The sequence below is a fragment of the Accumulibacter sp. genome, from assembly GCF_036625195.1.
Classification (GTDB): Bacteria; Pseudomonadota; Gammaproteobacteria; order Burkholderiales; family Rhodocyclaceae; genus Accumulibacter.
The window spans coordinates 4,552,659-4,571,042 of the sequence record NZ_JAZKUG010000001.1 but is presented as its reverse complement, the minus strand read 5'-3'; the positions used below and the strand labels follow the sequence as shown (position 1 = coordinate 4,571,042).

General features: G+C 65.9%; 24 protein-coding genes and 1 other RNA gene. 14 read left to right on the top strand and 11 right to left on the bottom strand.

Going from position 1 to position 18,384, the window contains the following annotated elements; translation table 11 throughout:
- Window positions 1–377 precede the first annotated feature (377 nt).
- Genes V5B60_RS20185 through V5B60_RS20175 form a run of 3 tightly spaced genes read left to right on the top strand, consistent with a single transcriptional unit; the run spans window position 378 to window position 1,125 of the window.
- Window positions 378–644 carry a DUF4160 domain-containing protein gene (locus V5B60_RS20185; protein WP_332349631.1) on the top strand — a complete coding sequence of 89 codons (267 nt, stop codon included), beginning with the start codon at window positions 378–380 and terminating at the stop codon, window positions 642–644.
- Between the two features lie 10 nt (window positions 645–654).
- Window positions 655–906, top strand: coding sequence for a DUF2442 domain-containing protein (locus tag V5B60_RS20180; protein ID WP_332349629.1), 252 nt, complete (start codon window positions 655–657; stop codon window positions 904–906).
- 12 nt (window positions 907–918) lie between these two features.
- Window positions 919–1,125, top strand: coding sequence for a hypothetical protein (locus tag V5B60_RS20175; RefSeq protein WP_332349627.1), 207 nt, complete (start codon window positions 919–921; stop codon window positions 1,123–1,125).
- 32 nt (window positions 1,126–1,157) lie between these two features.
- Here the strand turns inward: V5B60_RS20175 and V5B60_RS20170 are convergent, their stop codons facing one another.
- Together V5B60_RS20170 and V5B60_RS20165 are read right to left on the bottom strand one after the other, a co-directional pair.
- Window positions 1,158–1,478, bottom strand: coding sequence for a BrnA antitoxin family protein (locus tag V5B60_RS20170; protein WP_332349625.1), 321 nt, complete (start codon window positions 1,476–1,478; stop codon window positions 1,158–1,160).
- Entirely contained in the window at window positions 1,363–1,647 is a 285-nt protein-coding gene (locus V5B60_RS20165) for a BrnT family toxin (protein ID WP_332350660.1), read from the bottom strand. The genes V5B60_RS20170 and V5B60_RS20165 overlap by 116 nt, the downstream gene beginning before the upstream one ends.
- Before the next feature lie 307 nt (window positions 1,648–1,954).
- Here V5B60_RS20165 and V5B60_RS20160 point away from each other — a divergent pair, with 307 nt between their 5' ends.
- From V5B60_RS20160 to V5B60_RS20150, 3 genes are all read left to right on the top strand, one after another.
- A complete protein-coding gene (locus V5B60_RS20160) occupies window positions 1,955–2,344 on the top strand; it encodes a hypothetical protein (RefSeq protein ID WP_332349623.1) in 390 nt (129 codons plus the stop codon).
- Between the two features lie 138 nt (window positions 2,345–2,482).
- Window positions 2,483–2,962, top strand: a complete 480-nt coding sequence (locus V5B60_RS20155; protein ID WP_332349621.1) for a VOC family protein — start codon at window positions 2,483–2,485, stop codon at window positions 2,960–2,962.
- Between the two features lie 207 nt (window positions 2,963–3,169).
- Window positions 3,170–3,775 carry a DJ-1/PfpI family protein gene (locus V5B60_RS20150; RefSeq protein WP_332349619.1) on the top strand — a complete coding sequence of 202 codons (606 nt, stop codon included), beginning with the start codon at window positions 3,170–3,172 and terminating at the stop codon, window positions 3,773–3,775.
- A 113-nt stretch (window positions 3,776–3,888) separates the two neighbouring features.
- On the opposite strand, the gene eno is transcribed toward V5B60_RS20150, so the two are convergent.
- From eno to V5B60_RS20135, 3 genes are all read right to left on the bottom strand, one after another.
- Complete coding sequence (gene eno, locus V5B60_RS20145; RefSeq protein ID WP_332349617.1) at window positions 3,889–5,274, bottom strand: phosphopyruvate hydratase; 1,386 nt, start codon at window positions 5,272–5,274, stop codon at window positions 3,889–3,891.
- 273 nt (window positions 5,275–5,547) lie between these two features.
- Entirely contained in the window at window positions 5,548–5,922 is a 375-nt protein-coding gene (locus V5B60_RS20140; RefSeq protein WP_034934493.1) for an Hsp20/alpha crystallin family protein, read from the bottom strand.
- A gap of 12 nt (window positions 5,923–5,934) precedes the next feature.
- Window positions 5,935–6,369: an Hsp20/alpha crystallin family protein gene (locus V5B60_RS20135; protein WP_332349614.1), complete on the bottom strand. Its 435-nt coding sequence runs from the start codon at window positions 6,367–6,369 to the stop codon at window positions 5,935–5,937.
- Window positions 6,370–6,524: 155 nt separating this feature from the next.
- On the opposite strand from V5B60_RS20135, the gene V5B60_RS20130 reads away from it, so the two are divergent.
- From V5B60_RS20130 to V5B60_RS20095, 8 genes are all read left to right on the top strand, one after another.
- Complete coding sequence (locus V5B60_RS20130; RefSeq protein WP_332349612.1) at window positions 6,525–7,490, top strand: DnaJ C-terminal domain-containing protein; 966 nt, start codon at window positions 6,525–6,527, stop codon at window positions 7,488–7,490.
- A gap of 3 nt (window positions 7,491–7,493) precedes the next feature.
- On the top strand, window positions 7,494–7,802 hold the full coding sequence (locus V5B60_RS20125) for a chaperone modulator CbpM (RefSeq protein WP_034934500.1): 309 nt from the start codon (window positions 7,494–7,496) through the stop codon (window positions 7,800–7,802).
- 72 nt (window positions 7,803–7,874) lie between these two features.
- On the top strand, window positions 7,875–9,002 hold the full coding sequence (locus V5B60_RS20120; protein ID WP_332349609.1) for a S1C family serine protease: 1,128 nt from the start codon (window positions 7,875–7,877) through the stop codon (window positions 9,000–9,002).
- Between the two features lie 161 nt (window positions 9,003–9,163).
- A complete protein-coding gene (locus V5B60_RS20115; protein WP_332349606.1) occupies window positions 9,164–9,487 on the top strand; it encodes a PepSY domain-containing protein in 324 nt (107 codons plus the stop codon).
- Between the two features lie 80 nt (window positions 9,488–9,567).
- Window positions 9,568–10,179 (top strand): cytochrome b/b6 domain-containing protein, encoded by a 612-nt coding sequence (locus V5B60_RS20110; protein ID WP_332349604.1) that lies wholly within the window; start codon window positions 9,568–9,570, stop codon window positions 10,177–10,179.
- 140 nt (window positions 10,180–10,319) lie between these two features.
- Entirely contained in the window at window positions 10,320–11,252 is a 933-nt protein-coding gene (locus V5B60_RS20105; RefSeq protein WP_434735348.1) for an alpha/beta fold hydrolase, read from the top strand.
- 41 nt (window positions 11,253–11,293) lie between these two features.
- Window positions 11,294–12,838 carry an AMP-binding protein gene (locus V5B60_RS20100; RefSeq protein WP_332350656.1) on the top strand — a complete coding sequence of 515 codons (1,545 nt, stop codon included), beginning with the start codon at window positions 11,294–11,296 and terminating at the stop codon, window positions 12,836–12,838.
- Window positions 12,839–12,840: 2 nt separating this feature from the next.
- Entirely contained in the window at window positions 12,841–13,644 is an 804-nt protein-coding gene (locus tag V5B60_RS20095) for an SDR family NAD(P)-dependent oxidoreductase (RefSeq protein ID WP_332349603.1), read from the top strand.
- Between the two features lie 65 nt (window positions 13,645–13,709).
- Here the strand turns inward: V5B60_RS20095 and V5B60_RS20090 are convergent, their stop codons facing one another.
- The 6 genes from V5B60_RS20090 to V5B60_RS20065 all read right to left on the bottom strand — a co-directional run bounded on the left by V5B60_RS20090 (window position 13,710) and on the right by V5B60_RS20065 (window position 18,375).
- Window positions 13,710–15,035 (bottom strand): SIR2 family NAD-dependent protein deacylase, encoded by a 1,326-nt coding sequence (locus V5B60_RS20090; RefSeq protein WP_332349601.1) that lies wholly within the window; start codon window positions 15,033–15,035, stop codon window positions 13,710–13,712.
- 73 nt (window positions 15,036–15,108) lie between these two features.
- Window positions 15,109–15,291: non-coding RNA, 6S RNA (ssrS, locus tag V5B60_RS20085), on the bottom strand.
- Between the two features lie 23 nt (window positions 15,292–15,314).
- The gene (locus tag V5B60_RS20080) at window positions 15,315–15,647 is read right to left on the bottom strand and encodes a cell division protein ZapA (protein WP_332349599.1); all 333 of its coding nucleotides are present in this window, start codon (window positions 15,645–15,647) and stop codon (window positions 15,315–15,317) included.
- 13 nt (window positions 15,648–15,660) lie between these two features.
- Window positions 15,661–15,861 (bottom strand): hypothetical protein, encoded by a 201-nt coding sequence (locus V5B60_RS20075; RefSeq protein ID WP_332349597.1) that lies wholly within the window; start codon window positions 15,859–15,861, stop codon window positions 15,661–15,663.
- A 128-nt stretch (window positions 15,862–15,989) separates the two neighbouring features.
- A complete protein-coding gene (locus V5B60_RS20070; protein WP_332349595.1) occupies window positions 15,990–17,747 on the bottom strand; it encodes a diguanylate cyclase domain-containing protein in 1,758 nt (585 codons plus the stop codon).
- A gap of 214 nt (window positions 17,748–17,961) precedes the next feature.
- Window positions 17,962–18,375, bottom strand: a complete 414-nt coding sequence (locus V5B60_RS20065; protein WP_332349593.1) for a bacteriohemerythrin — start codon at window positions 18,373–18,375, stop codon at window positions 17,962–17,964.
- Between the last annotated feature and the right edge of the window lie 9 nt (window positions 18,376–18,384).

The following is an 18,384-nucleotide window of genomic DNA, read 5'->3' as shown; positions in this document are numbered from 1 at the left end:
GGGCGTCGGGTCACTGACGCGGAATACCATGGGGAAGTCAGCAGAGGGCATGGTAGAGTAGGCGACGGCGGCGAGCCAGAGAACCAACCGAAGACCCGAACGGTGTTCCGCGAGGAACTGGAAAGAGAGGAGTCATCGTTGTCCAATGAAGATCATGAACGCATCCGACCGGATGAATCCGGGCTTGCAGCGGCTAGAGATGCGGCTCTGCTTTGCCGGGCGCGAAGCCTCGGGCTGCTCCAGCAGCGGGCGACTGGACTTGCCGACTCAGTCTGCCGAGCCGCCGTGTACGTGAACCGTCTGCACGGTCGTGTGGGAGGAGAGAGCCGTGAGGTTGCTCCCTATCCCGATTGGGCTCCTGATCACGAGGACACGCCATGCCGATCATCTCGATGTTCTACGGCATCATCATTCGGATGTACCTGCTCGACAGCAAGCATCACGATCTGGCACACATCCACGCCAGATATGGTGCATTCGAGGCATCGATCGGCATCGAAGAGGGCGAAATCCTGGCCGGGGAGTTGCCGCGCAAGCAGTTGCGCCTGGTGCAAGCATGGATCGAACTGCGCCGCGATGAACGGATGGCCGACTGGGAACTTGCTGCCAGTGGAGAGAATCCCTACAAGATCGATCCCCTTTGAGGATGCTGCCATGTATTGGGACGTAGTCAGTGTTCAACCGCTTTCCGATTATCGTCTGTACGTTGAAATCGCCGACGGCCGACGGGGCGTTTTCGACGTCAAGCCGTACCTGGATCACGGCGTATTTCGGGAGTTGCGCAATCCAGAGTATTTCAAACAGGTCGGCATCGTATTTGGTGCGGTGACCTGGCCTCACGAGCAGGACATCGCACCCGAGACCTTGGGGGCAGAGCTTGTTCCGGACGGTTCCGCGCCTGTCTAGGAGGAAGAGACGATGAATGACGAAATCATTGCCGAGGTGCATGCCATAAAGGATGCAATCGGATTGAAATATGCCGATGACCTTGGCGCCCTCTTCGCCGAGCTTGGGCGGGGCGAAGCCGAACTCAAGGCGGCAGGCGTTCTGGTTGTCGAACCACCGCCCGATCCAGCAGCTTTGCCCAAGTCGCGATTTCAGCGGACTCGTTTCGCTCACCGCTGAATTGCAGACCGGGCTCCTGGCATGCCGAGGGCCTATGCCGCGCGGTGTCTCTTGACGTACTGCTGCAAAGCCTCATTCATGCGCGTCTGCCAGCCTTCTCCGGTTGATTTGAAGTACTCAACGACTTCGGGGCTGTATCGAACCGTAACCGCTACCTTTGTCGGGAGCTTCTGCGGCCCGCGCTGGCCGGGAAGGCGGATCTTGGCCTTGGCCCAGTACTCATCCACCGCTTCGGCGTCATTGGGATCGTATGGGCATTCCGAGTCTCTGACCTTCTCGGGCGCTGCCGCGAGAGCGGCTGCGATCTGCTCCTTGCTGAAGGCCGAGGGCTTTGAAGTACGCGCGCGTTTCATGTTGGTCACCGTAACGGCAGGAAATCACTCGGGCGCTGTCCTCGCGCTCCGTCCAAACCAGGAAGACAACCCGATCGCCAAACCACCGCAGGCTTCGCAGCCGCGGTTCGCCATACTGCTCGCGTTCGTCTTCCACTGTGACCATCGGGGCGTCGAATACACAATCCACTTCGGCCAGATCGATGCCGTGCGTCCTGAGATTCTTCCTGCGCTTGCTCTCATCCCACGTGATCGTTGGCTGATTGTAGTTACACAAAACTCTTGATGTCCAGTCATTTCTTGCGCCAGTCGCCCAACCCCTCCGCGCTTCGCGCTCCGGTCGCCGGCTGCTGAAGTCGTGACGCACGTTGTGAGTGGATGGAAGTATCCTGATGGCTGCAAGCACAAGCCGGCACGACCCGGTTGTGGCTGAAATTCATGCCACACGCGAGCGCCGTGCCGAGCAAACTCAACTGGCTGATCTTGGGAGCTTCGAGATGCTGGAACTGGCATTCAAGGCGCATGGGCAGGTCGTCGATTTCTGGAAGTTCTTCGTTCCGTCGGCCCTGGTCCTGTTGGGCTGGATCTTCGCGCGCAAGGATCCGTGGCCCTGGCCGCAGAGATGGGCCGTCGCCGCGGGCTACCTCGGCTTCGTCGTTTTCAACCTGGTTGGCCTGACGGAGTCGTACCGCATGCTCGAGACGCTGGTCGGCGAACTGCGCGCCGCCGGCAGCCCGCCCGGCCTGACGGGCGCGGCATTCGACGCCGTGCTGGCGCGCCTGGACATGGGTTCAGGCTGGCTGGTCGGCCTCGCGTTTCACGTTGCTTTCGACCTCCTGGTTCTCTACTTCATCCTGTTCTGGGCGGGCAGGAAGCCCCCGTCCTGAGGAGCGAGCCGGGAAGGGAGGAGGAGGGGAGCGCATCAGTCAGGCCGATCAACACGCAGGACCATCGGGTCGCGCTGCCGTACGCGGCGCTGGCGATTCTGCTGCCGCTGGCCCGGTGGCGGCAGCAAGAGAAAGGAGATGCGGGTGAGCAAGAATACCGTCTGTCTGTGGTATGAGCGCCATGCCGAAGAGGCGGCGCGCTTCTATGCGGGTCTTTTTCCCGACAGCAGTCTCGGCGCCATTTGCCGGGCGCCATCGGATTACCCCGGTGGCAAGGCCGGCGACCCATTGACCGTCGAGTTCGTGGTGGCAGGCATTCCCTGCATCGGCATCAACGGGGGTCCGCGCTTCACGCACAGCGAGGCCTTCTCGTTCCAGATCGCCACGGAGGATCAGGAGGAGACCGATCGCTACTGGAACGCCATCGTCGACAATGGTGGGCTCGAAAGCCATTGCGGGTGGTGCAAGGATCGATGGGGAATCAACTGGCAGATCACGCCGCGTGTGCTGACCGAGGCAATGGCGCAGGGTGGTGATGTGGCGAAGCGGGCTTTTGCCGCGATGATGCCGATGCGAAAGATCGACGTGGCAGCCATCGAGGCCGCCGTGCGTGGTTGAGCGTGCGCCGTCGGCCGATCGCGCGTGGCGCACCATCCGCACCATCCGCTCCGCTCGGCTGGCCGCGAGGGCTGCGGCCGCTTGCCGACCCGGTCGGTGGTCTGGCCGGCTGAAGCGGCCGAACCGCCATGCAACGAACGCGCTCGCAGCTTGGAGAAAGAGGGTGGTGCCGTGCGGCTTCCGCCCGATCCGATCAGGACCTGGGCCATGACCCGACACGTCGCGATCTACATTTTTCCGGACATGGAGGTGCTCGACTTCGCCGGACCGTTCGAGGTCTTCAGCACCGCCAGCCGGGTCTTTGGCCGCCGGAATCCCGAGCGCCCGCTGCCCTTCGAGGTGTTCACGGTGGCGCAATCGACGGAACCGGTGCTGGCCCGGGCGGGACTTCGCGTGCTGCCCGACCACACCCTCGCCACCTGCCCGCAACCGGGCATCCTGCTGATCCCCGGCGGGGTGGTGGCGGCCGAACTGGCCAAACCCGAGGTGCTCGACTGGGTCGCTCAGGCCTCGCGACTGGCCGCCGTGACGGCGTCGGTGTGCACGGGTGCTTTCATTCTGGCGAAGGCGGGATTGCTCGCCGGGCGCATGGCCACCACGCACTGGGAAGACCTTGCCGAGCTGCGTCTCGCCTTTCCCGACGTCGAGGTCATCGCAGGCAGGCGCTGGGTCGATGAAGGAGCGGTCGTCTCGTCAGCGGGGATCGCTGCCGGTATCGACATGAGCCTGCATCTCGTCGCCCGTTTCGCCGGCGATGCGCTGGCTGCGGCGACGGCTCGGCAGATGGATGTGCCCTACATCCGCGAGCCCTGAGCTGGCGGGCGCGCCGACCGGCTGCGGCAAGGCGCATCGGGAGCCTGCGGAACCAGCGGGCGAAAAAAAGGCACCGCCATGGCGGTGCCTTGGACTGGCCTGCCGCGAGCAGCCTAGAAGCCGGCGCCCTTGATCGACTTCAGCCCCTTGTACACGGCCTTGCTGCCGAGTTGCTCCTCGATGCGCAGCAACTGGTTGTACTTGCAGACGCGGTCGGTACGCGACAGCGATCCGGTCTTGATCTGGCCGGCGCCGGTGCCGACGGCGAGGTCGGCGATGAACGAGTCCTCGGTTTCGCCCGAACGGTGCGACGAGATGACGCCGTAGCCGGCCTTCTGCGCCATGCGGATGGCGTCGAGGGTCTCGGTGACGGTGCCGATCTGGTTGACCTTGATCAGGATGGCGTTCGCCGCCTTCATGTCGATACCCTGCTTCAGGCGTGTCGGGTTGGTGACGAAGAAGTCGTCGCCGACGATCTGCACCGTGTCGCCGAGGGCCTTGGTGAACTTGACGTAGCCGTCCCAGTCACTCTGGTCGAGACCGTCCTCGATCGAGACGATCGGGTATTTCTTGCACCACTCGGTGTACTTGGCGATCATGTCGTCGTCGGTGAACAGCTTGTCCGGGTTCGACTTCCAGAACTTGTAGCCCTCGCGGCCACCCTCGTCGAAGAGTTCGGACGACGCACAGTCGAGGGCGATGGCGATCTGCTTGCCGGGCTTGTAGCCGGCGGCGGTGATCGCCTGCATGACGACTTCGAGGGCCTCGTCGTTCGACAGGTTGGGCGCGAAACCACCTTCGTCGCCGACCGCGGTGACGTGGCCGCCCTTCTTGAGGATCGTCTTCAACGCGTGGAAGACTTCGGTGATCCACTGCAGGCCTTGCGAGAAGCTCTCGGCACCGACCGGCATGATCATGAATTCCTGGAAGTCGATCAGGTTGTCGGCATGCTTGCCGCCGTTGATGATGTTGGCCATCGGCGTCGGCAGGACGAAGCTGCGGTTCTTGTGGATCTTGCCGATGTACTTCCAGAGCGGCATCTTGCTGACGTGCGCGCCGGCCATGGTGATGGCCATCGATGCGCCGAGGATGGCGTTGGCGCCGAGGTTGGCCTTGTTGGGTGTGCCGTCGAGGGCGATCATCGCTTCGTCGAGTTCGCGCTGGTCGAGCGGGTTCTTGCCCTTGAGCAGCTTGGCGATGCGCGTGTTGACGGCGTCGACGGCCTTCAGCACGCCCTTGCCGAGATAGACCTTCTTGTCGCCGTCACGCAGTTCGCAGGCTTCGAATTCGCCGGTCGAGGCACCCGACGGGACGGCGGCGCGGGCGAGAAAGCCATCGTCGAGGGTGATGTCGACCTCGACGGTCGGGTTGCCGCGCGAATCGAGAATCTGCCGGCCGACGACCTTGGTGATCTTGACGAATTCGGGTGTGACGACGGGTTCCGCTTCTACTGCCTGTTCGACTTCTTTCGCTTTCTTGACTTTGTTGGCTTTTGCCATGATCGAGCTCCATAGGAGTGGTTTGGTGGAAAGTGCGCGGAACGAACCTGGCACCGATCATACGGAATCGGCTGCGGCGGTGCAATGCTTCTGGCAGGGAAATTTCTTTTGTTATCAGAGCCGATCGGCATCTGGGCGGGAATCGCGGCAAGCGCCTCGTGGCGCCCCCCTGGGGAGGCGCCGCGAGGCGTGACGGCAGGTCGAGCAGCTGCGCTGCGGGTGCCCGCAGCGGGCGGCGCCCGCCTGCCGGGGCGCCGCCGACGCGTCGGGCGATCAGGCGATGCGGACCTCGACCTTGCGCGGTTGCGCGTGCTCGGCTTTCGGGATCGACAACTTGAGCACGCCCTGGTTGAACTCGGCCGCCACCTTGCCGGCGTCGAGTTCCTTCGACAGCGTGAAGACGCGCCGGTAACGCGGCAGGCTGACCTCGGCATGGCTGGCCTCCATGCCGCCGGGCATTTCGAGGTCGATCTCGCCTTCGATGGTCAGCGTGTCGGCCTCGACCTGCAGGTGCAGCTTGTCCTTGGAAACGCCGGGCAGGTCCGCATAGAGGGTGATTCCCGAGGCGTCCTCGATGACGTCCACCGGCGGCAGCAAGGCGGCATCATCGGCGACCGACTGCTTCTTGACGGGAGTGGTGTCTGACATGTTCGTTCCTCCTTACTGAATGGTGATGCGGCGCGGCTGTGCCGACTGCTTGCGGGCGATGCTGATGCGCAGGACGCCGTCGCGATAGCGGGCGTCGACGGCATTGGCGTCGATGTCGTCGGGCAGCGTCACGACGCGCCGGAAGCGGCCGGCAAAGCGCTCGTCGATGTGCACGGTCGCGGCTTCGGCGGTCGTCGGCAGCTTGCGTTCGCCGGCGACGGTGAGCACGCCCTTCTCGATCTGCACTTCGAGCGTCGCCGGGTCGATGCCGGGAGCGAAGGCGTAGATTTCGACGGACTGCGGCGTGCCGCCGACGTTCATCGCCGGGAAGCCACCACGGGCGATGCCGCGGATGCTCGGCGAGAAATGGAAAGTCTGCTGCAGTTCACGTTGCAGCCGATCGAGCTCGGACGCGACGTCACGCGGGAAAAGGGAGCGATAGATCATCTTGAATCCTCCATCGGTTGGTCGAGAGCGCCGGGAGTGGCGCTTGTCGACCAACTTGGGGGCGGCAGGGGAAACTTCAATATCTTGATTTCCGCCGGAAAGGGGACTATGTATGGGGTTGCGGCCGGTGCCGCTGTTCGACTCGAGGATGGTGCATGGAATTCAAGGACTACTACCAGATCCTGGGCGTGCCGCGCGACGCGACGGCGGAGGACATCAAGAAGTCGTTCCGCAAACTGGCGCGCAAGTATCACCCGGACGTCTCGAAGGAGGCGGATGCCGAGGCACGCATGAAGGAACTCAACGAGGCCAACGCGGTGCTCTCGGATCCGGAGAAGCGGGCCGCCTACGACCAACTCGGCCGCGGCTACCAGCCGGGGCAGGAGTTCCGCCCGCCGCCCGACTGGGATGCCGGTTTCGAGTTCTCCGGTCGCGGCTTTGCGCCCGGCGAGGCGGCGGACTTCTCCGATTTCTTTGCCGAGCTGTTCGGCGGCATGCGCTCGCGGCCGGGTTTCGGCGCTGCGCCGCGGGGGCGTTTCGAGGCGCGCGGCGAGGATCATCACGCCAAGGTGCTGCTCGACATCGAGGACGCGTTCACCGGTGCCACCCGCCAGATCAGCCTGCGTGCGCCGCGCAGCGACGCACAGGGGCGGCTGACGCTGGTCGAGCGAACGCTGAACGTGAAGATTCCGCAGGGGGTGCACGCCGGGCAGGTGATTCGCCTGGCGGGCCAGGGCGCGCCGGGGATCGGCGGCGCCACTGCCGGCGACCTGCTGCTCGAGGTGCAGTTCCGGCCGCATCCGCGACTGCGCGCGCATGGCCGCGACCTCCACCTGCGCTTGCCGGTGGCGCCGTGGGAGGCGGCACTGGGCGCCGTCATCAGCGTCGAGCTGCCGGGCGGCAGCGTCAAGCTGCGGATTCCGGAGGGGGCGCAGAGCGGCCGCCAGTTGCGCGTGCGCGGCAAGGGCATTCCGGCAGCGCAGGGCGGCGGCGCGGCGGGCGACCTGCTGCTCGATATCGAGGTCGTCGTGCCACCGGCGAAAACGCCGCAGGCGCGGGAATTGTATGAACGGATGGCGCGCGAACTGGCTTTCGACCCGCGCCAGGAAGAGAGGGTTTGAGCCATGCGTGAAGACGAAATCCTCGTCGGCAGCCTGATGGAGAACAGCTGGCTGACGCTCGAGCAGGTGGCCGCCGCCTGCACCGTCGATCCGCAATGGCTGCTGCGCCATATCGAGGAGGGGCTGTTTCCGCATGCCGAGAGCGTCGCCGGCGTCTGGTGTTTCTCGAGTACCAGCCTGCGCCGCGCAAGGCGCATGCGGCAGCTCGAACGGGACTTCGACGCGGTGCCCGAACTCGCGGCGCTGATGGCCGATCTGCTCGAGGAACTGGACGATCTGCGTGCCCGCGCCGCTTCCGGGGTGGTGCGTTGAGCATCGGCCGTTGCGGCAGACGGCGGCGAACATGCCGCTGAATCGTTCCCGACCGCGGACGGCTCGGGAACGATGCCGGTGACGACCCGCTTGCCGCTTCGCCTACTGGCGTGGGCGCTCTTCTGCCTGCTGCTGCTCGTCGCCTGGCGCAGCCTGCCGCTGATCGAGGACTGGTTGTCGCCGAAGCAGGCGGCGCCCCGCACCGTCAGCGCGCGTGGCGATCTGGCGGCGGACGAGAGGTCGATCATCGAGTTGTTCGAGAATGCGCGCGATTCGGTCGTTTTCATCACGACCAGTCGGCAGGTGCGCGACCTGTGGACGCGCAATGTCTTCACCGTGCCGCGCGGTACCGGCTCGGGCTTCATCTGGGACGACGCGGGCCATGTCATCACCAACTTCCATGTCATCGAGGGCGCCAGCGAGGCAGCGGTGAAACTGTCCGATGGCCGCAGCTATCGGGCCGTCCTCGTCGGCGCCTCGCCGGCGCACGATATCGCCGTGCTGCGCATCGGCGTCGGTTTCCGGCGGCCGCCGCCAGTACCGCTGGGCACGAGCGGCGACCTGCGGGTGGGGCAGAAGGTGTTTGCCATCGGCAATCCCTTCGGACTCGACTGGACGCTGACCAGCGGCATCGTCTCGGCGCTCGACCGCTCGCTGAGCAGCGACAAGGGGGTGAGCATCGAACACCTGATCCAGACCGATGCGGCGATCAACCCGGGCAATTCGGGTGGCCCGTTGCTCGACTCGGCTGGACGCCTGATCGGCATCAATACCGCCATCTACAGCCCGAGCGGAACCAGTGCCGGGATCGGGTTCGCGGTTCCCGTCGACACGGTCAACCGCGTCGTGCCGCAGCTCATCAGCGCTGGCCGCTATGTCCGGCCGGCACTTGGCATCGAGATCGACGAGAGTATCAACCAGCGCCTGCAGCGGGTGTTTGGCGTCAGCGGCGTGGTCATCCTGCGCGTCGCGCCGGGGTCGGCTGCGGCAGCGGCCGGGCTGCGCGGGGTGACGCGGGCCGCCGATGGCAGCATCGTCGCCGGCGACATCGTGACGACTGTCGATGGCAAGCCGGTGGAAACGGTCGGCAGGCTGCTGGCGCGTCTCGACGACCACCGTGTCGGCGAAACGGTGCGGCTCGGCATTCTGCGGCATGGTCGCGAGATCGAAGTGGCGGTGGTGCTCGAGCCGGGTGTGTGAGGAGCGCGGCCGGGCGCGGGGTGGGCGTCGCAGGTTCTAAGCCCGGTTTAAGGAAGCCCGCTCATACTCGCCGTCGTGCCTGCCGCTGCCGACGCCGATGCGCGCCGAACGGCGAGCCGCGTTTCATCCTCCCTTTTCAACCAGATTGTGAGACCCATCGAATGAACAAGCCCGCTGCCTACTGCTCCGCCGCCCTCCTGATCCTTGCCGCCGCCTTCAGCGGCAGCACCCTCGCCGCCGACAGCAAGCCCGCTGCCGCCGCTGCAGCGCCTGCCGCCGCCGCCGCTCCGGCACATGAAATCACCAAGGAGCAGGCCGTGGAGATGGCGCTCAAGGCGCATCCGGGTGAGGTCACCAAGGCCTACCAGGACAGCAAGAAGGGCAAGCAGACCTGGGAGGTGAAGATCAACGGCACCGACGGCAAGAAGTGGGAAGTGCACTACGAGATCAAGACCGGTGCGCTGGTCTCGGAGGAGAGCAAGTAATTCCCGCTCGCCTGCCGATCGCGGCAGGCACCGGCTTCCCTGTCCAGCGGTGGGCAGGGAAGCGCTGCCGGAGGATGCCCATGGCCGTCACTGATGCCGACAGCGTTCCCGTCTGGGACCCGCTGTTGCGTCTCTTCCACTGGACCCTGTTGTCCGCTTTCTGCCTCGCCTGGTTTACCGAGGGCGAGTCTTTCGAATCGCTCGCCGATCGCTTCGACGGTGAGCTGATGCAGTCGCTGCATGTCTGGGCTGGCTACACGATCGCCGGCCTGCTGCTGTGGCGCCTGCTGTGGGGCTTCGTCGGGCCCCGGCACGCCCGCTTCGGCGACTTCGTCTTCGCTCCGCGCATCGTACTCGGCTACCTGCGCGATGTGCTGACACTGCGCGCCCGGCGCTACCTCGGCCACAATCCGGCCGGTGGCGCGATGATCCTCGCCATGCTGCTCGGTCTGCTGACCACCGTCCTCAGCGGTCTGGCGCTGTACGCGGCCGACAAGGGGCTGGGACCGTTGGCTGCCTTCTTCGTCGATAGCAGCGAGGCGCTCATCGATGGCATCAAGGAGACGCACGAGGTCGCCACCGACGTGACCCTGCTGCTGATCGCCGGGCATCTCCTCGGCGTCGTCTGGGAGAGCCTGCTGCATCGCGAGAACCTCGTGCGGGCCATGATCACCGGTCGCAAGCGCGCCTGAAAGCAGGCCTGCAGGCGGCTGCGGCGCAGCGCGCGCAGCCGCCTGCGCGCTGCCCGCCAGCGGCGATTGACTTCGTTCGCCGGATGCGAGGATACTCTCGTCAGCGAAACTGGCTTTCTCAACGACGTCGGGGTGTGATCATGGCAATACTCAAGGAATTCGGCGAACTGCTGGTCAGTCCGCGGCCCGGGCAGGCGGCCGGGGTCGTCAACGAGATGCGCGAGGGGACGGTGCAGTGCCTCGGTCCGCACGGTCTGCACCGCATGAGCTACAGCGAGTGGGGCGATGCCGCCAATCCGCGCGTCCTCATCTGCGTCCACGGCCTGACGCGCAACGGGCGCGATTTCGATGTCCTGGCGAATGCGCTGGCCAGCGACTACCGCGTCGTCTGCCCCGACATCGTCGGTCGCGGGCGCAGCGACCGGCTGCCCTTTGCCGATGACTATGCGCTGCCGGTTTACGCCAACGACATCATGACCCTGATCGCCCGTCTCGGGGTCGATACGGTGCACTGGCTGGGGACGTCGATGGGTGGTCTGATCGGCATGTTCCTGTCGAGCCTGCCGGGATCGCCGATCAGGCGCATGGTGCTCAACGACGTCGGTCCGCTGATCGCGATGGATGCGCTGCAGCGCATTGGCGAGTACCTCGGCAAGGCACCCGATTTCCCCGACCTTGCCGCCGCCGAGGCCTACGTGCGGGTCGTCTGCGCGCCTTTCGGCAACCTCAGCGATGCGCAGTGGCGTTACATGGCGGTCGTCGGAACGCGACGCAAGGCCGACGGCAGCCTCGAGATGAACTACGACCGGGCGATTGCGCAGCCTTACCAGAAGGCCTATCTCGAGGCCAAGGACATCAACCTGTGGCCGATGTACGATGCCATCGGCTGCCCGACGCTGGTGCTGCGCGGTGCGCAGTCGGACATCCTGCTGCACGACACGGCTGCCGAGATGACGACGCGCGGGCCGCGCGCCCAGCTGGTCGAGGTCGCGGGCGTCGGACACGCGCCGATGTTCCTCGACGAGTTGCAGGTACGGATCGTCCAGGACTTCCTGCTCGCCGGGCAGGGCTGAGCGACCCCCGGCGCGCAGCTGCGTTGCGCGTCCTGCCACAGATGAACCTGGCGCATCTTCTGGCGCGTACCGCCCGGGTCTTCCCCGAGCGGCCGGCATTGCTGCTCGGAACGCGCGCCATCTCTTCCTATTCGGGGTTGGCGCGACGGGTGGCGGCGATCGCCGGCGCCCTGCGCGGCGCTTGCGGACTCCAGGCCGGCGAGCGGGTCGCGCTGCTCCTCGGCAATTGTCCGCAGTACCTCGAACTCCTCTACGCCATCTGGCATGCCGGTCTGGTTGCCGTGCCGATCAACAGCAAGCTGCACGCGCGCGAAGTCGCGTTCATCCTCGAGGATTCCCAGGCGTCGCTGCTGTTCACCGGCGCCGGTGCCGCGCCATCGTCGCCAGCAGCGGCGATGTGGAGTGCATGCGTGCCGCGCTTGCGGATCATCGCCGTCGACGACGGCGATTACCAGCGGCTGGCTGCCAGCGAGCCGGTTGCCATCAGTGCCGCCGCGCCGGACGACCTCGCCTGGCTGTTCTACACCTCGGGAACCACCGGCCGCCCGAAGGGGGTGATGCTGTCGCATCGCAACCTGCTGGCGATGACGCTTTCCTACTTCGCCGACGTCGATCAGGCACTGCCGGCGGACGGCATCCTGTACGCAGCGCCGATGTCGCATGGCGCGGGCATGTACAACTTCGTCCACGTGCTGGTCGGCGCGCGGCATGTCGTGCCGGAGTCGGGCGCTTTCGATGCGGCCGAGATCATCGAGTTGGCGCGCAGCCTGCGGCAGCTCTCGCTGTTCGCCGCGCCGACGATGGTCCGCCGTCTGGTCGACCGGGTGGCGGCACGGGGTGGCGATGGTGAGGGCATCAAGACCATCGTCTACGGCGGTGGGCCGATGTACCTCGCCGATGCCCAGCGCGCGCTGGCGGTGCTCGGCAACCGGCTGGTGCAGATCTACGGTCAGGGCGAGAGCCCGATGACGATCACCGCCCTGTCGCGCCAGCACCATGCCGATCGCGATCACCCGCGCCACCTCGAACGACTGGCTTCGGTCGGGGTCGCGCACAGCGTCGTCGAGGTGATCGTCGCCGACGCCAACGGCCGCTCGCTGCCTGCCGGCGAGGTCGGCGAGATCCTCGTCCGCGGCGACACCGTGATGCAGGGATACTGGCACAACCCGCAGGCGACGGCGGCGACGCTGCACGGGGGCTGGCTGCATACCGGTGACGTCGGCAGCTTCGACGCCGATGGTTTCCTGACGCTGCGGGATCGCAGCAAGGACGTGATCATCAGCGGCGGCGCCAACATCTACCCGCGTGAGGTCGAGGAGGTGCTGCTGCAGCATCCGGCGGTCGCCGAGGTGGCGGTGGTCGGGCGGCCGAGCACGGAGTGGGGCGAGGAGGCCGTTGCCTTTGTCGTCTGCCGGCCGCCGATGACGGTGCCGGGCGGCGACCTCGACCAGCTGTGCCTGCAGTCGATTGCCCGCTTCAAGCGACCGCGGGCGTACTTCTTCCTTGCCGAGCTGCCGAAGAACCACTACGGCAAGGTGCTGAAGAACGAGTTGCGGCGGCGGTTCATGCCGCCAGGGGAGAACTGAGAATGGCTGGCAGACTGCAGGACAAGGTGGCGATCGTCACCGGCAGCGGCTCGGTCGGGCCGGGCTGGGGCAACGGCAAGGCGATGTCGGTACTTTTTGCGCGCCAGGGCGCACGCGTGGTGGGTGTCGACATCGATGCCGCGGCGGCCGCGGCAACGCAGGACATCATCGACGGCGAGGGGGGGCAGGCGATCGCCGTCGTCGCCGACGTGACCTCCGGTGCCGACGTCGAGCGGCTGGTGGCAACGGCGCTGGCGGCGTACGGGCGTATCGACATCCTGGTGAACAATGTCGGCATCGCCGTCGTCGGTGGCCCGGCCGAGCTCGACGAGAATGCCTGGGAACGGGTGATGGCGGTGAACATCAAGAGCGCCTATCTCACCTGCCACCACGTCCTGCCGGTGATGATCCGGCAGCACGCCGGGGCGATCGTCAACAATGCGTCGGTCGCGGTGCGCGGTTGGGCAGGGGTCAATTACGGTTTCTATGCGGCGAGCAAGGGGGCGATGGTGGCGATGACGCGCACGATGGCGATCCGTCATGCGCCGGACGGCATCCGTGCCAACTGCGTCCTGCCCGGACTGATGAACACGCCACTCGTGCATGCGGCGCTGACCCGGGTGTACGGCGCGGAAGGCGACATCGACAACCTGATCCGCAAGCGCGACGCACAGTGTCCGCTGGGCCGCATGGGAGACGCCTGGGACACCGCTTACGCGGCACTCTTTCTCGCCTCGGACGAAGCGAAGTACATCACCGCCACCGAGCTGCTGGTCGACGGCGGCCTGTCGGCACGCTTCGCCTGAGAGGTGCTTGGCGTCCCGCCGCGAAGCGGGCCAGGCTCAGCCCGTACGGCCCGGCCGTCGCGCGACTACGCCAGCGAGCGGATCAGGCCCGGGATCTCGCTGAAGTCATCGAACCAGATCGGCCGCACGCCGATCGACACGTACCGCGCCGATGCATGGGCCACCTCGTCGGCGGCGGCGGTGGCGAAGGGCGCATCGCCCGGCCAGCGCAGGAGCGCGTAGTGGTAGCGGCCGGGCAGCGCGCGCGCCGCCTGGCGCAGCAGATCATTCATCGCTTCGTCGTCGAATGAACAGCCGACGTAGAGCGCGTGCCGTACGGGATTCGCCAGGCACCTGGCGAACACCTCGCCGACGATCCCGTCCAGGCTGCCGCCGTAGGTTCTGGTGTACTGCGAGGTGGCAAAGACGAACTCCACCTGTGTGATCAGGAACAGCCGGCGCGGCGTGTAGCCGTGCAGGTGGTAGATGGGTTGGTGCAGGCCATTCGGCCCCCTTTGGCGCGCGATCTCGTTCGGATCTCCGGCAAGCTGCCTGCCGCGCATGGCATAGGCGGCACGTGCCAGGCCGAGCTCGTCGAGGGCCTCGCCCATCAGGTCGTCGAAGTTGTAGGTGATGATCGCGTCCCAGCCTGGGAAGACGCCACCTCGGTCGGCGACCGCGATCGGTGCGGCGAGTTCGGCAATGGCCTGATGGATCGGGCCGGGGCGGCGCTGCCCCTCGTAGAGAATCCCGGTCAGATCGGTGAACAGCGCCTGACCGAGGAAATCGTGACAGATCTGCGCCCCTTCCAGGAGCGCTTCGACATCAGCGGTGCCGGCGTCGATCAGCGCCAGCACGGCCCGCGCGCGCGACTCCGCGTCTGCCGGCAGACGCTCGTTGCCGGTCACCACGCGCCGGTACTCACGGCTGTCCGGCGTGCTCTCCGCGGTCAGGCGCAGCTCGCCGATCTCCCGGCCCTGCTCGCTGAAGCGCGCCAGCAGTCGCCGCACCAGAGCCGCCCAGGATGGTCCGCCGGCGTCCATCGTCGCCCCGGCGCCGATGACCACCGACAGGCACGATGCACGGCGGATCCAGCGCATCAAGCCGAGGTCGAGATCCCTCTGCTGCGGACCGAGTGCCGCGCGATGGGGCTCGAAAGCAGCGCTCAGCCAGCGCGCCTTGAGCGCTTGTTCACCGAGGCAGTCGCCATCAGCCCGCGGCCCGGCTTGGCGCTGGCCGGCCTGGGCCATCTGCACGGCGCGGTAGAGGCCGTTGATCTGGCTCTCGATCTCGAAGAACGCCGAGCCAATCTCGTCGCTCTCGACCAGGCGGGCGAATTCCTCTGGTTGCCAGCGTCGCGCGGCGAAGAAGCTGGCCCAGTCGCGGCGGCGTTTCGATGGTCCGACGATCATTTGAGCACAGACTTCGTTGCCGGCAGGCGCGGCGCAAAAAAAACGCGGAACCAGTGGCTCCGCGTTGTCGAGTATGGTCCCCGCGAATGCCGTCAGGCCGGCATCCTGAACCTCGGTTCAGTTAGGTCACTTCCCTTCCGCATCAGGCACGCCCGACATTCGGGGCGCACACAACAGCGGTTTCCATGGTCTGCGACCAATGCCAATTTGCATTGGTTCAAGGAATCTATGACCTTGACGAACACCGCAGGGAACTCTGCTGGAGGCCGCGACCGCTACCTATTCCGACTTCAGGACTGCATCGAGCTCGGACTCCATGGAAGAAATTCTACGCCTAAGCGCTTCCATGTCCAGACCTATTTCGGATTCAATTTTCTGATGTTGCGCCAAGAGTCCCTGATCCAGACCGAGGTGTTCGTGGGCGATGTTGAGGGCAGCCATGACGGCAATCCTCTCGGCGATGTTGTTCCGCGTCTTCTCGGCGATGTCGCGCATCTTGCCGTCGACGTAGCCGGCGGCGTTGAGCAGAGCACCTCGCTGGTCGGGCGGGCAAGCGACCCGGTATTCCTTGCCGAGCAGGGTGATATCGAGAAAACTGGCGTCGTTGGGCATCGTTCCGGGTCTTTCAGCTCTTGCCTTCGGGCAGTTGGCCGGCAAGCCGCTCCAGGCGGGCAGTGGCGGCCGCCATTCGCTCGGCAAGACTGTTCCTGTCCTGTTCAGCAACGGCGAGCTGCTCGCGCAGCCGTTCGTTCTCGCTGCGCAGGCTGCGGCAGAGCGCGACCACCTGGCTCACCTTGCTCTCGAGTGTGTTGAGTTCATTCAGCATGGGCCGGACTATAGATTCAAGAGGTGCGTCCGGTCAAGGCGCAGATCCGGCCGGTAGTTCGCCCACTGTTCGGTGGGGCGCGCAGCGCCCTTGCGTGCCGGGATGGCCGCTCGCTGGCGTCCACGCGATCAGGGCGGCGCAGGCGAGGCGGGAATCGCGGGCCGCTGCTGATGGGACTGCTTGCGGCGATACATGTCGGCGTCCGCGTGCTGGACGAGCGATTCGACGTCGCTGCCGTCCTCGGGATACATCGCCAGTCCGACCGATGCCCCGGTGCCGGGCGCGGCGGCCGTCGGATCGACTGCCAGCAACGGCGCGGCGAGCACTGCCTCGAGGTGGGCGCGGGCGCCTTCGGCGTCGTCGCGACTGTGCACGGCATCGAGCATGACGACGAACTCGTCGCCGGCATAGCGTCCCACGAGATCGCGACTGCGCAGTTCGGCGCGCATGCGCTGCGCCATTTCCTGCAGCACCCGGTCGCCGACGTCGTGACCGAAGCGGTCGTTGATGTGCTTGAAGTCATTGAGGTCGACGAACAGGATGGCGAAGGGGCGTGGTGTGGACCGCTCCAGCTGCCGCGCCAGCCGTTCGGCCACCCGGCGCATGAAGGCCTCGCGGTTGGCAAGGCCGGTCAGGCGGTCGCTGAGCAGTTTCGTCTGAATGAGCCGGAAGCTCTTCGCCAGATCACCGATCTCGTCGCTGCGGGCGACGTCGAAGGCGGCATTGAGGTCACCATCGCCGACCCGCCGTGCCGCCAGTGCCAACTGCTTGAGGTCGTGGGCAACGACCGAGAGCACCATGAAGCCGATGGCGATGGTCAGCAGTGAGGCGCACAGGGCAACGACGACGGTGCGTTCGAAATTCCCCGTCACCTCGCCGAGGAAATCGGAACGTGGCACGGCTGCGACGATGATCCAGTCGAGACCGGCGGAGTCACGGATGCGCGCGTATGCTGCCTCGACCTGCTGTCCGTCGGCAGCCTCGAAGACCGCGGTGCGCGGCTGCATGCCATCGCCGGCATCACGCACCAGCCTTTCGATCGCGCGATGCGCGGCGACGATCAGTGGATCGTCGCTGTCGCCGGCGTTGAGCCGCACATTGCTGCCGCTCGCGTCCTGCCGCAGGTGCGGACCACGCGAGGTGCCGACCAGGTTGCCATCGGTTTCGACGACGTAGGCGATGCCGTTCGCGCTCAGCTTGAGCGAGCGCAGGAAGTCGTTGACATGCTGCAGGGAAAGATCGGTGGCGACGACGCCCTGGAAATCGCCGTGTGCGTTGTTGACCCGACGCGCGCGGGTCGCGACCAGTTCCCCGGTTCTGAAATCGATGTAGACCGCCGTCCAGGTATGCAGGGGCGCGTTCTGTCCGGACTTGAACCAAGGCCGCTCGCGTGGTTCGAAAATGCGCGTCTCGCGCACCGGCTGGCGCAGCTCGCCGCTGATGCCAGTGAAGCGGTAGATCGTTCGCGGGCCATCCCCGCGCGTGCGCAGGCGCAGTTCGGCATCGCTCGCCGAATGTCGCCAGAGGCCGAAAAACTGGCCATTGCGATCGCCGTAGTAGGCGTAGTTGTTGGGCTGACGATGCACCGAGGTCGCCAGCCAGAAGCGCGTCCGCAGGTTGGCGAGGTCGTCGACGATGTCTTCAGGGGCAGCGACGTCGGCGGGAAAAGCGGTCTCGAGGACGGCGCTCGAGCCGGAGACGTGGCGTTCGGCGGCCTGCGCGATGCGGTACACCATCTCGGAGAGCAATCGCTTCGACAGGGTATCGACAGCGACCCGGCCGGCAGCGTAGGAGAGGGCGCCGATCGTCGCTGCCAGCAGCAGGACCAGGAGCACATACGGCAGCGTCAGCATCTGGCGTAGTGACAGGTATTGCAGCAGCTTCATCGACACATGTCCTCAGCGGCAGGGCGCGAAGCAGGCGGCGGGTGGCCGGCGAGGAATGCTGTGGCGGCAAATGCCCTCCTTCGCATCCGCTCCTCCGACATTGGCGAAGCTTGGGCGACCCAATGCTGGGCCCGCTGCCGGCCGCGCGCGGTGATGGATGTCACGGCACGGATCAAGAGGCCGGCGGCAGCCCCTCCGTCGCCGCGTTGCGTGGTTACCCGCGTTGGTCCTGGAGTGCGGCCTTGACGCTGGGTACGTACTGGAAATCGGCGACCAGGATGTGGTTGTAGAACCAGCCGTTGATCAGGTACTTGACCTCATCGGCGATCTCGTCGAGGGTCATCTGCTTGGCGTTCTCGAGCAGATCGAAGAGCATGCGGCGAAACTCGCCGTGCAGCCGTCGATGCGCCTCCAGCTCCGGATAGTTGCAGGCGGCCATCATCTCCTCCTCTTCGCGGAAGTGGACCTTGACGTAGTCGGTCAACATGACCAGCGATTTCAGGATCCTGATCTGGTCGCCGTCACCGGTAAACGTTGCGGCCAAGTCGAACAACTGTCGATGCTGTGAATCGATCGTCGGCAAGCCCACCTCGATCTTCGCCGACCATTCGGCCAACTCAAAACTCATTGCCTGCTC

What these genes read in the sequence shown, in the direction of transcription:
- V5B60_RS20105 (WP_434735348.1), top strand. Translation starts at nt 10,320, where the DNA reads ATGGCAATACTCAAGGAATTCGGCGAACTGCTGGTCAGTCCGCGGCCC.
- V5B60_RS20160 (WP_332349623.1), top strand. Translation starts at nt 1,955, where the DNA reads ATGCTGGAACTGGCATTCAAGGCGCATGGGCAGGTCGTCGATTTCTGG.
- V5B60_RS20175 (WP_332349627.1), top strand. Translation starts at nt 919, where the DNA reads ATGAATGACGAAATCATTGCCGAGGTGCATGCCATAAAGGATGCAATC.
- V5B60_RS20065 (WP_332349593.1), bottom strand. Translation starts at nt 18,375, where the DNA reads ATGAGTTTTGAGTTGGCCGAATGGTCGGCGAAGATCGAGGTGGGCTTG.
- eno (WP_332349617.1), bottom strand. Translation starts at nt 5,274, where the DNA reads ATGGCAAAAGCCAACAAAGTCAAGAAAGCGAAAGAAGTCGAACAGGCA.
- V5B60_RS20080 (WP_332349599.1), bottom strand. Translation starts at nt 15,647, where the DNA reads ATGCCCAACGACGCCAGTTTTCTCGATATCACCCTGCTCGGCAAGGAA.
- V5B60_RS20140 (WP_034934493.1), bottom strand. Translation starts at nt 5,922, where the DNA reads ATGTCAGACACCACTCCCGTCAAGAAGCAGTCGGTCGCCGATGATGCC.
- V5B60_RS20095 (WP_332349603.1), top strand. Translation starts at nt 12,841, where the DNA reads ATGGCTGGCAGACTGCAGGACAAGGTGGCGATCGTCACCGGCAGCGGC.
- V5B60_RS20115 (WP_332349606.1), top strand. Translation starts at nt 9,164, where the DNA reads ATGAACAAGCCCGCTGCCTACTGCTCCGCCGCCCTCCTGATCCTTGCC.
- V5B60_RS20150 (WP_332349619.1), top strand. Translation starts at nt 3,170, where the DNA reads ATGACCCGACACGTCGCGATCTACATTTTTCCGGACATGGAGGTGCTC.
- V5B60_RS20120 (WP_332349609.1), top strand. Translation starts at nt 7,875, where the DNA reads ATGCCGGTGACGACCCGCTTGCCGCTTCGCCTACTGGCGTGGGCGCTC.
- V5B60_RS20100 (WP_332350656.1), top strand. Translation starts at nt 11,294, where the DNA reads ATGAACCTGGCGCATCTTCTGGCGCGTACCGCCCGGGTCTTCCCCGAG.
- V5B60_RS20155 (WP_332349621.1), top strand. Translation starts at nt 2,483, where the DNA reads ATGCGGGTGAGCAAGAATACCGTCTGTCTGTGGTATGAGCGCCATGCC.
- V5B60_RS20130 (WP_332349612.1), top strand. Translation starts at nt 6,525, where the DNA reads ATGGAATTCAAGGACTACTACCAGATCCTGGGCGTGCCGCGCGACGCG.
- V5B60_RS20090 (WP_332349601.1), bottom strand. Translation starts at nt 15,035, where the DNA reads ATGATCGTCGGACCATCGAAACGCCGCCGCGACTGGGCCAGCTTCTTC.
- V5B60_RS20170 (WP_332349625.1), bottom strand. Translation starts at nt 1,478, where the DNA reads ATGAAACGCGCGCGTACTTCAAAGCCCTCGGCCTTCAGCAAGGAGCAG.
- V5B60_RS20070 (WP_332349595.1), bottom strand. Translation starts at nt 17,747, where the DNA reads ATGAAGCTGCTGCAATACCTGTCACTACGCCAGATGCTGACGCTGCCG.
- V5B60_RS20135 (WP_332349614.1), bottom strand. Translation starts at nt 6,369, where the DNA reads ATGATCTATCGCTCCCTTTTCCCGCGTGACGTCGCGTCCGAGCTCGAT.
- V5B60_RS20075 (WP_332349597.1), bottom strand. Translation starts at nt 15,861, where the DNA reads ATGCTGAATGAACTCAACACACTCGAGAGCAAGGTGAGCCAGGTGGTC.
- V5B60_RS20110 (WP_332349604.1), top strand. Translation starts at nt 9,568, where the DNA reads ATGGCCGTCACTGATGCCGACAGCGTTCCCGTCTGGGACCCGCTGTTG.
- V5B60_RS20185 (WP_332349631.1), top strand. Translation starts at nt 378, where the DNA reads ATGCCGATCATCTCGATGTTCTACGGCATCATCATTCGGATGTACCTG.
- V5B60_RS20125 (WP_034934500.1), top strand. Translation starts at nt 7,494, where the DNA reads ATGCGTGAAGACGAAATCCTCGTCGGCAGCCTGATGGAGAACAGCTGG.
- V5B60_RS20180 (WP_332349629.1), top strand. Translation starts at nt 655, where the DNA reads ATGTATTGGGACGTAGTCAGTGTTCAACCGCTTTCCGATTATCGTCTG.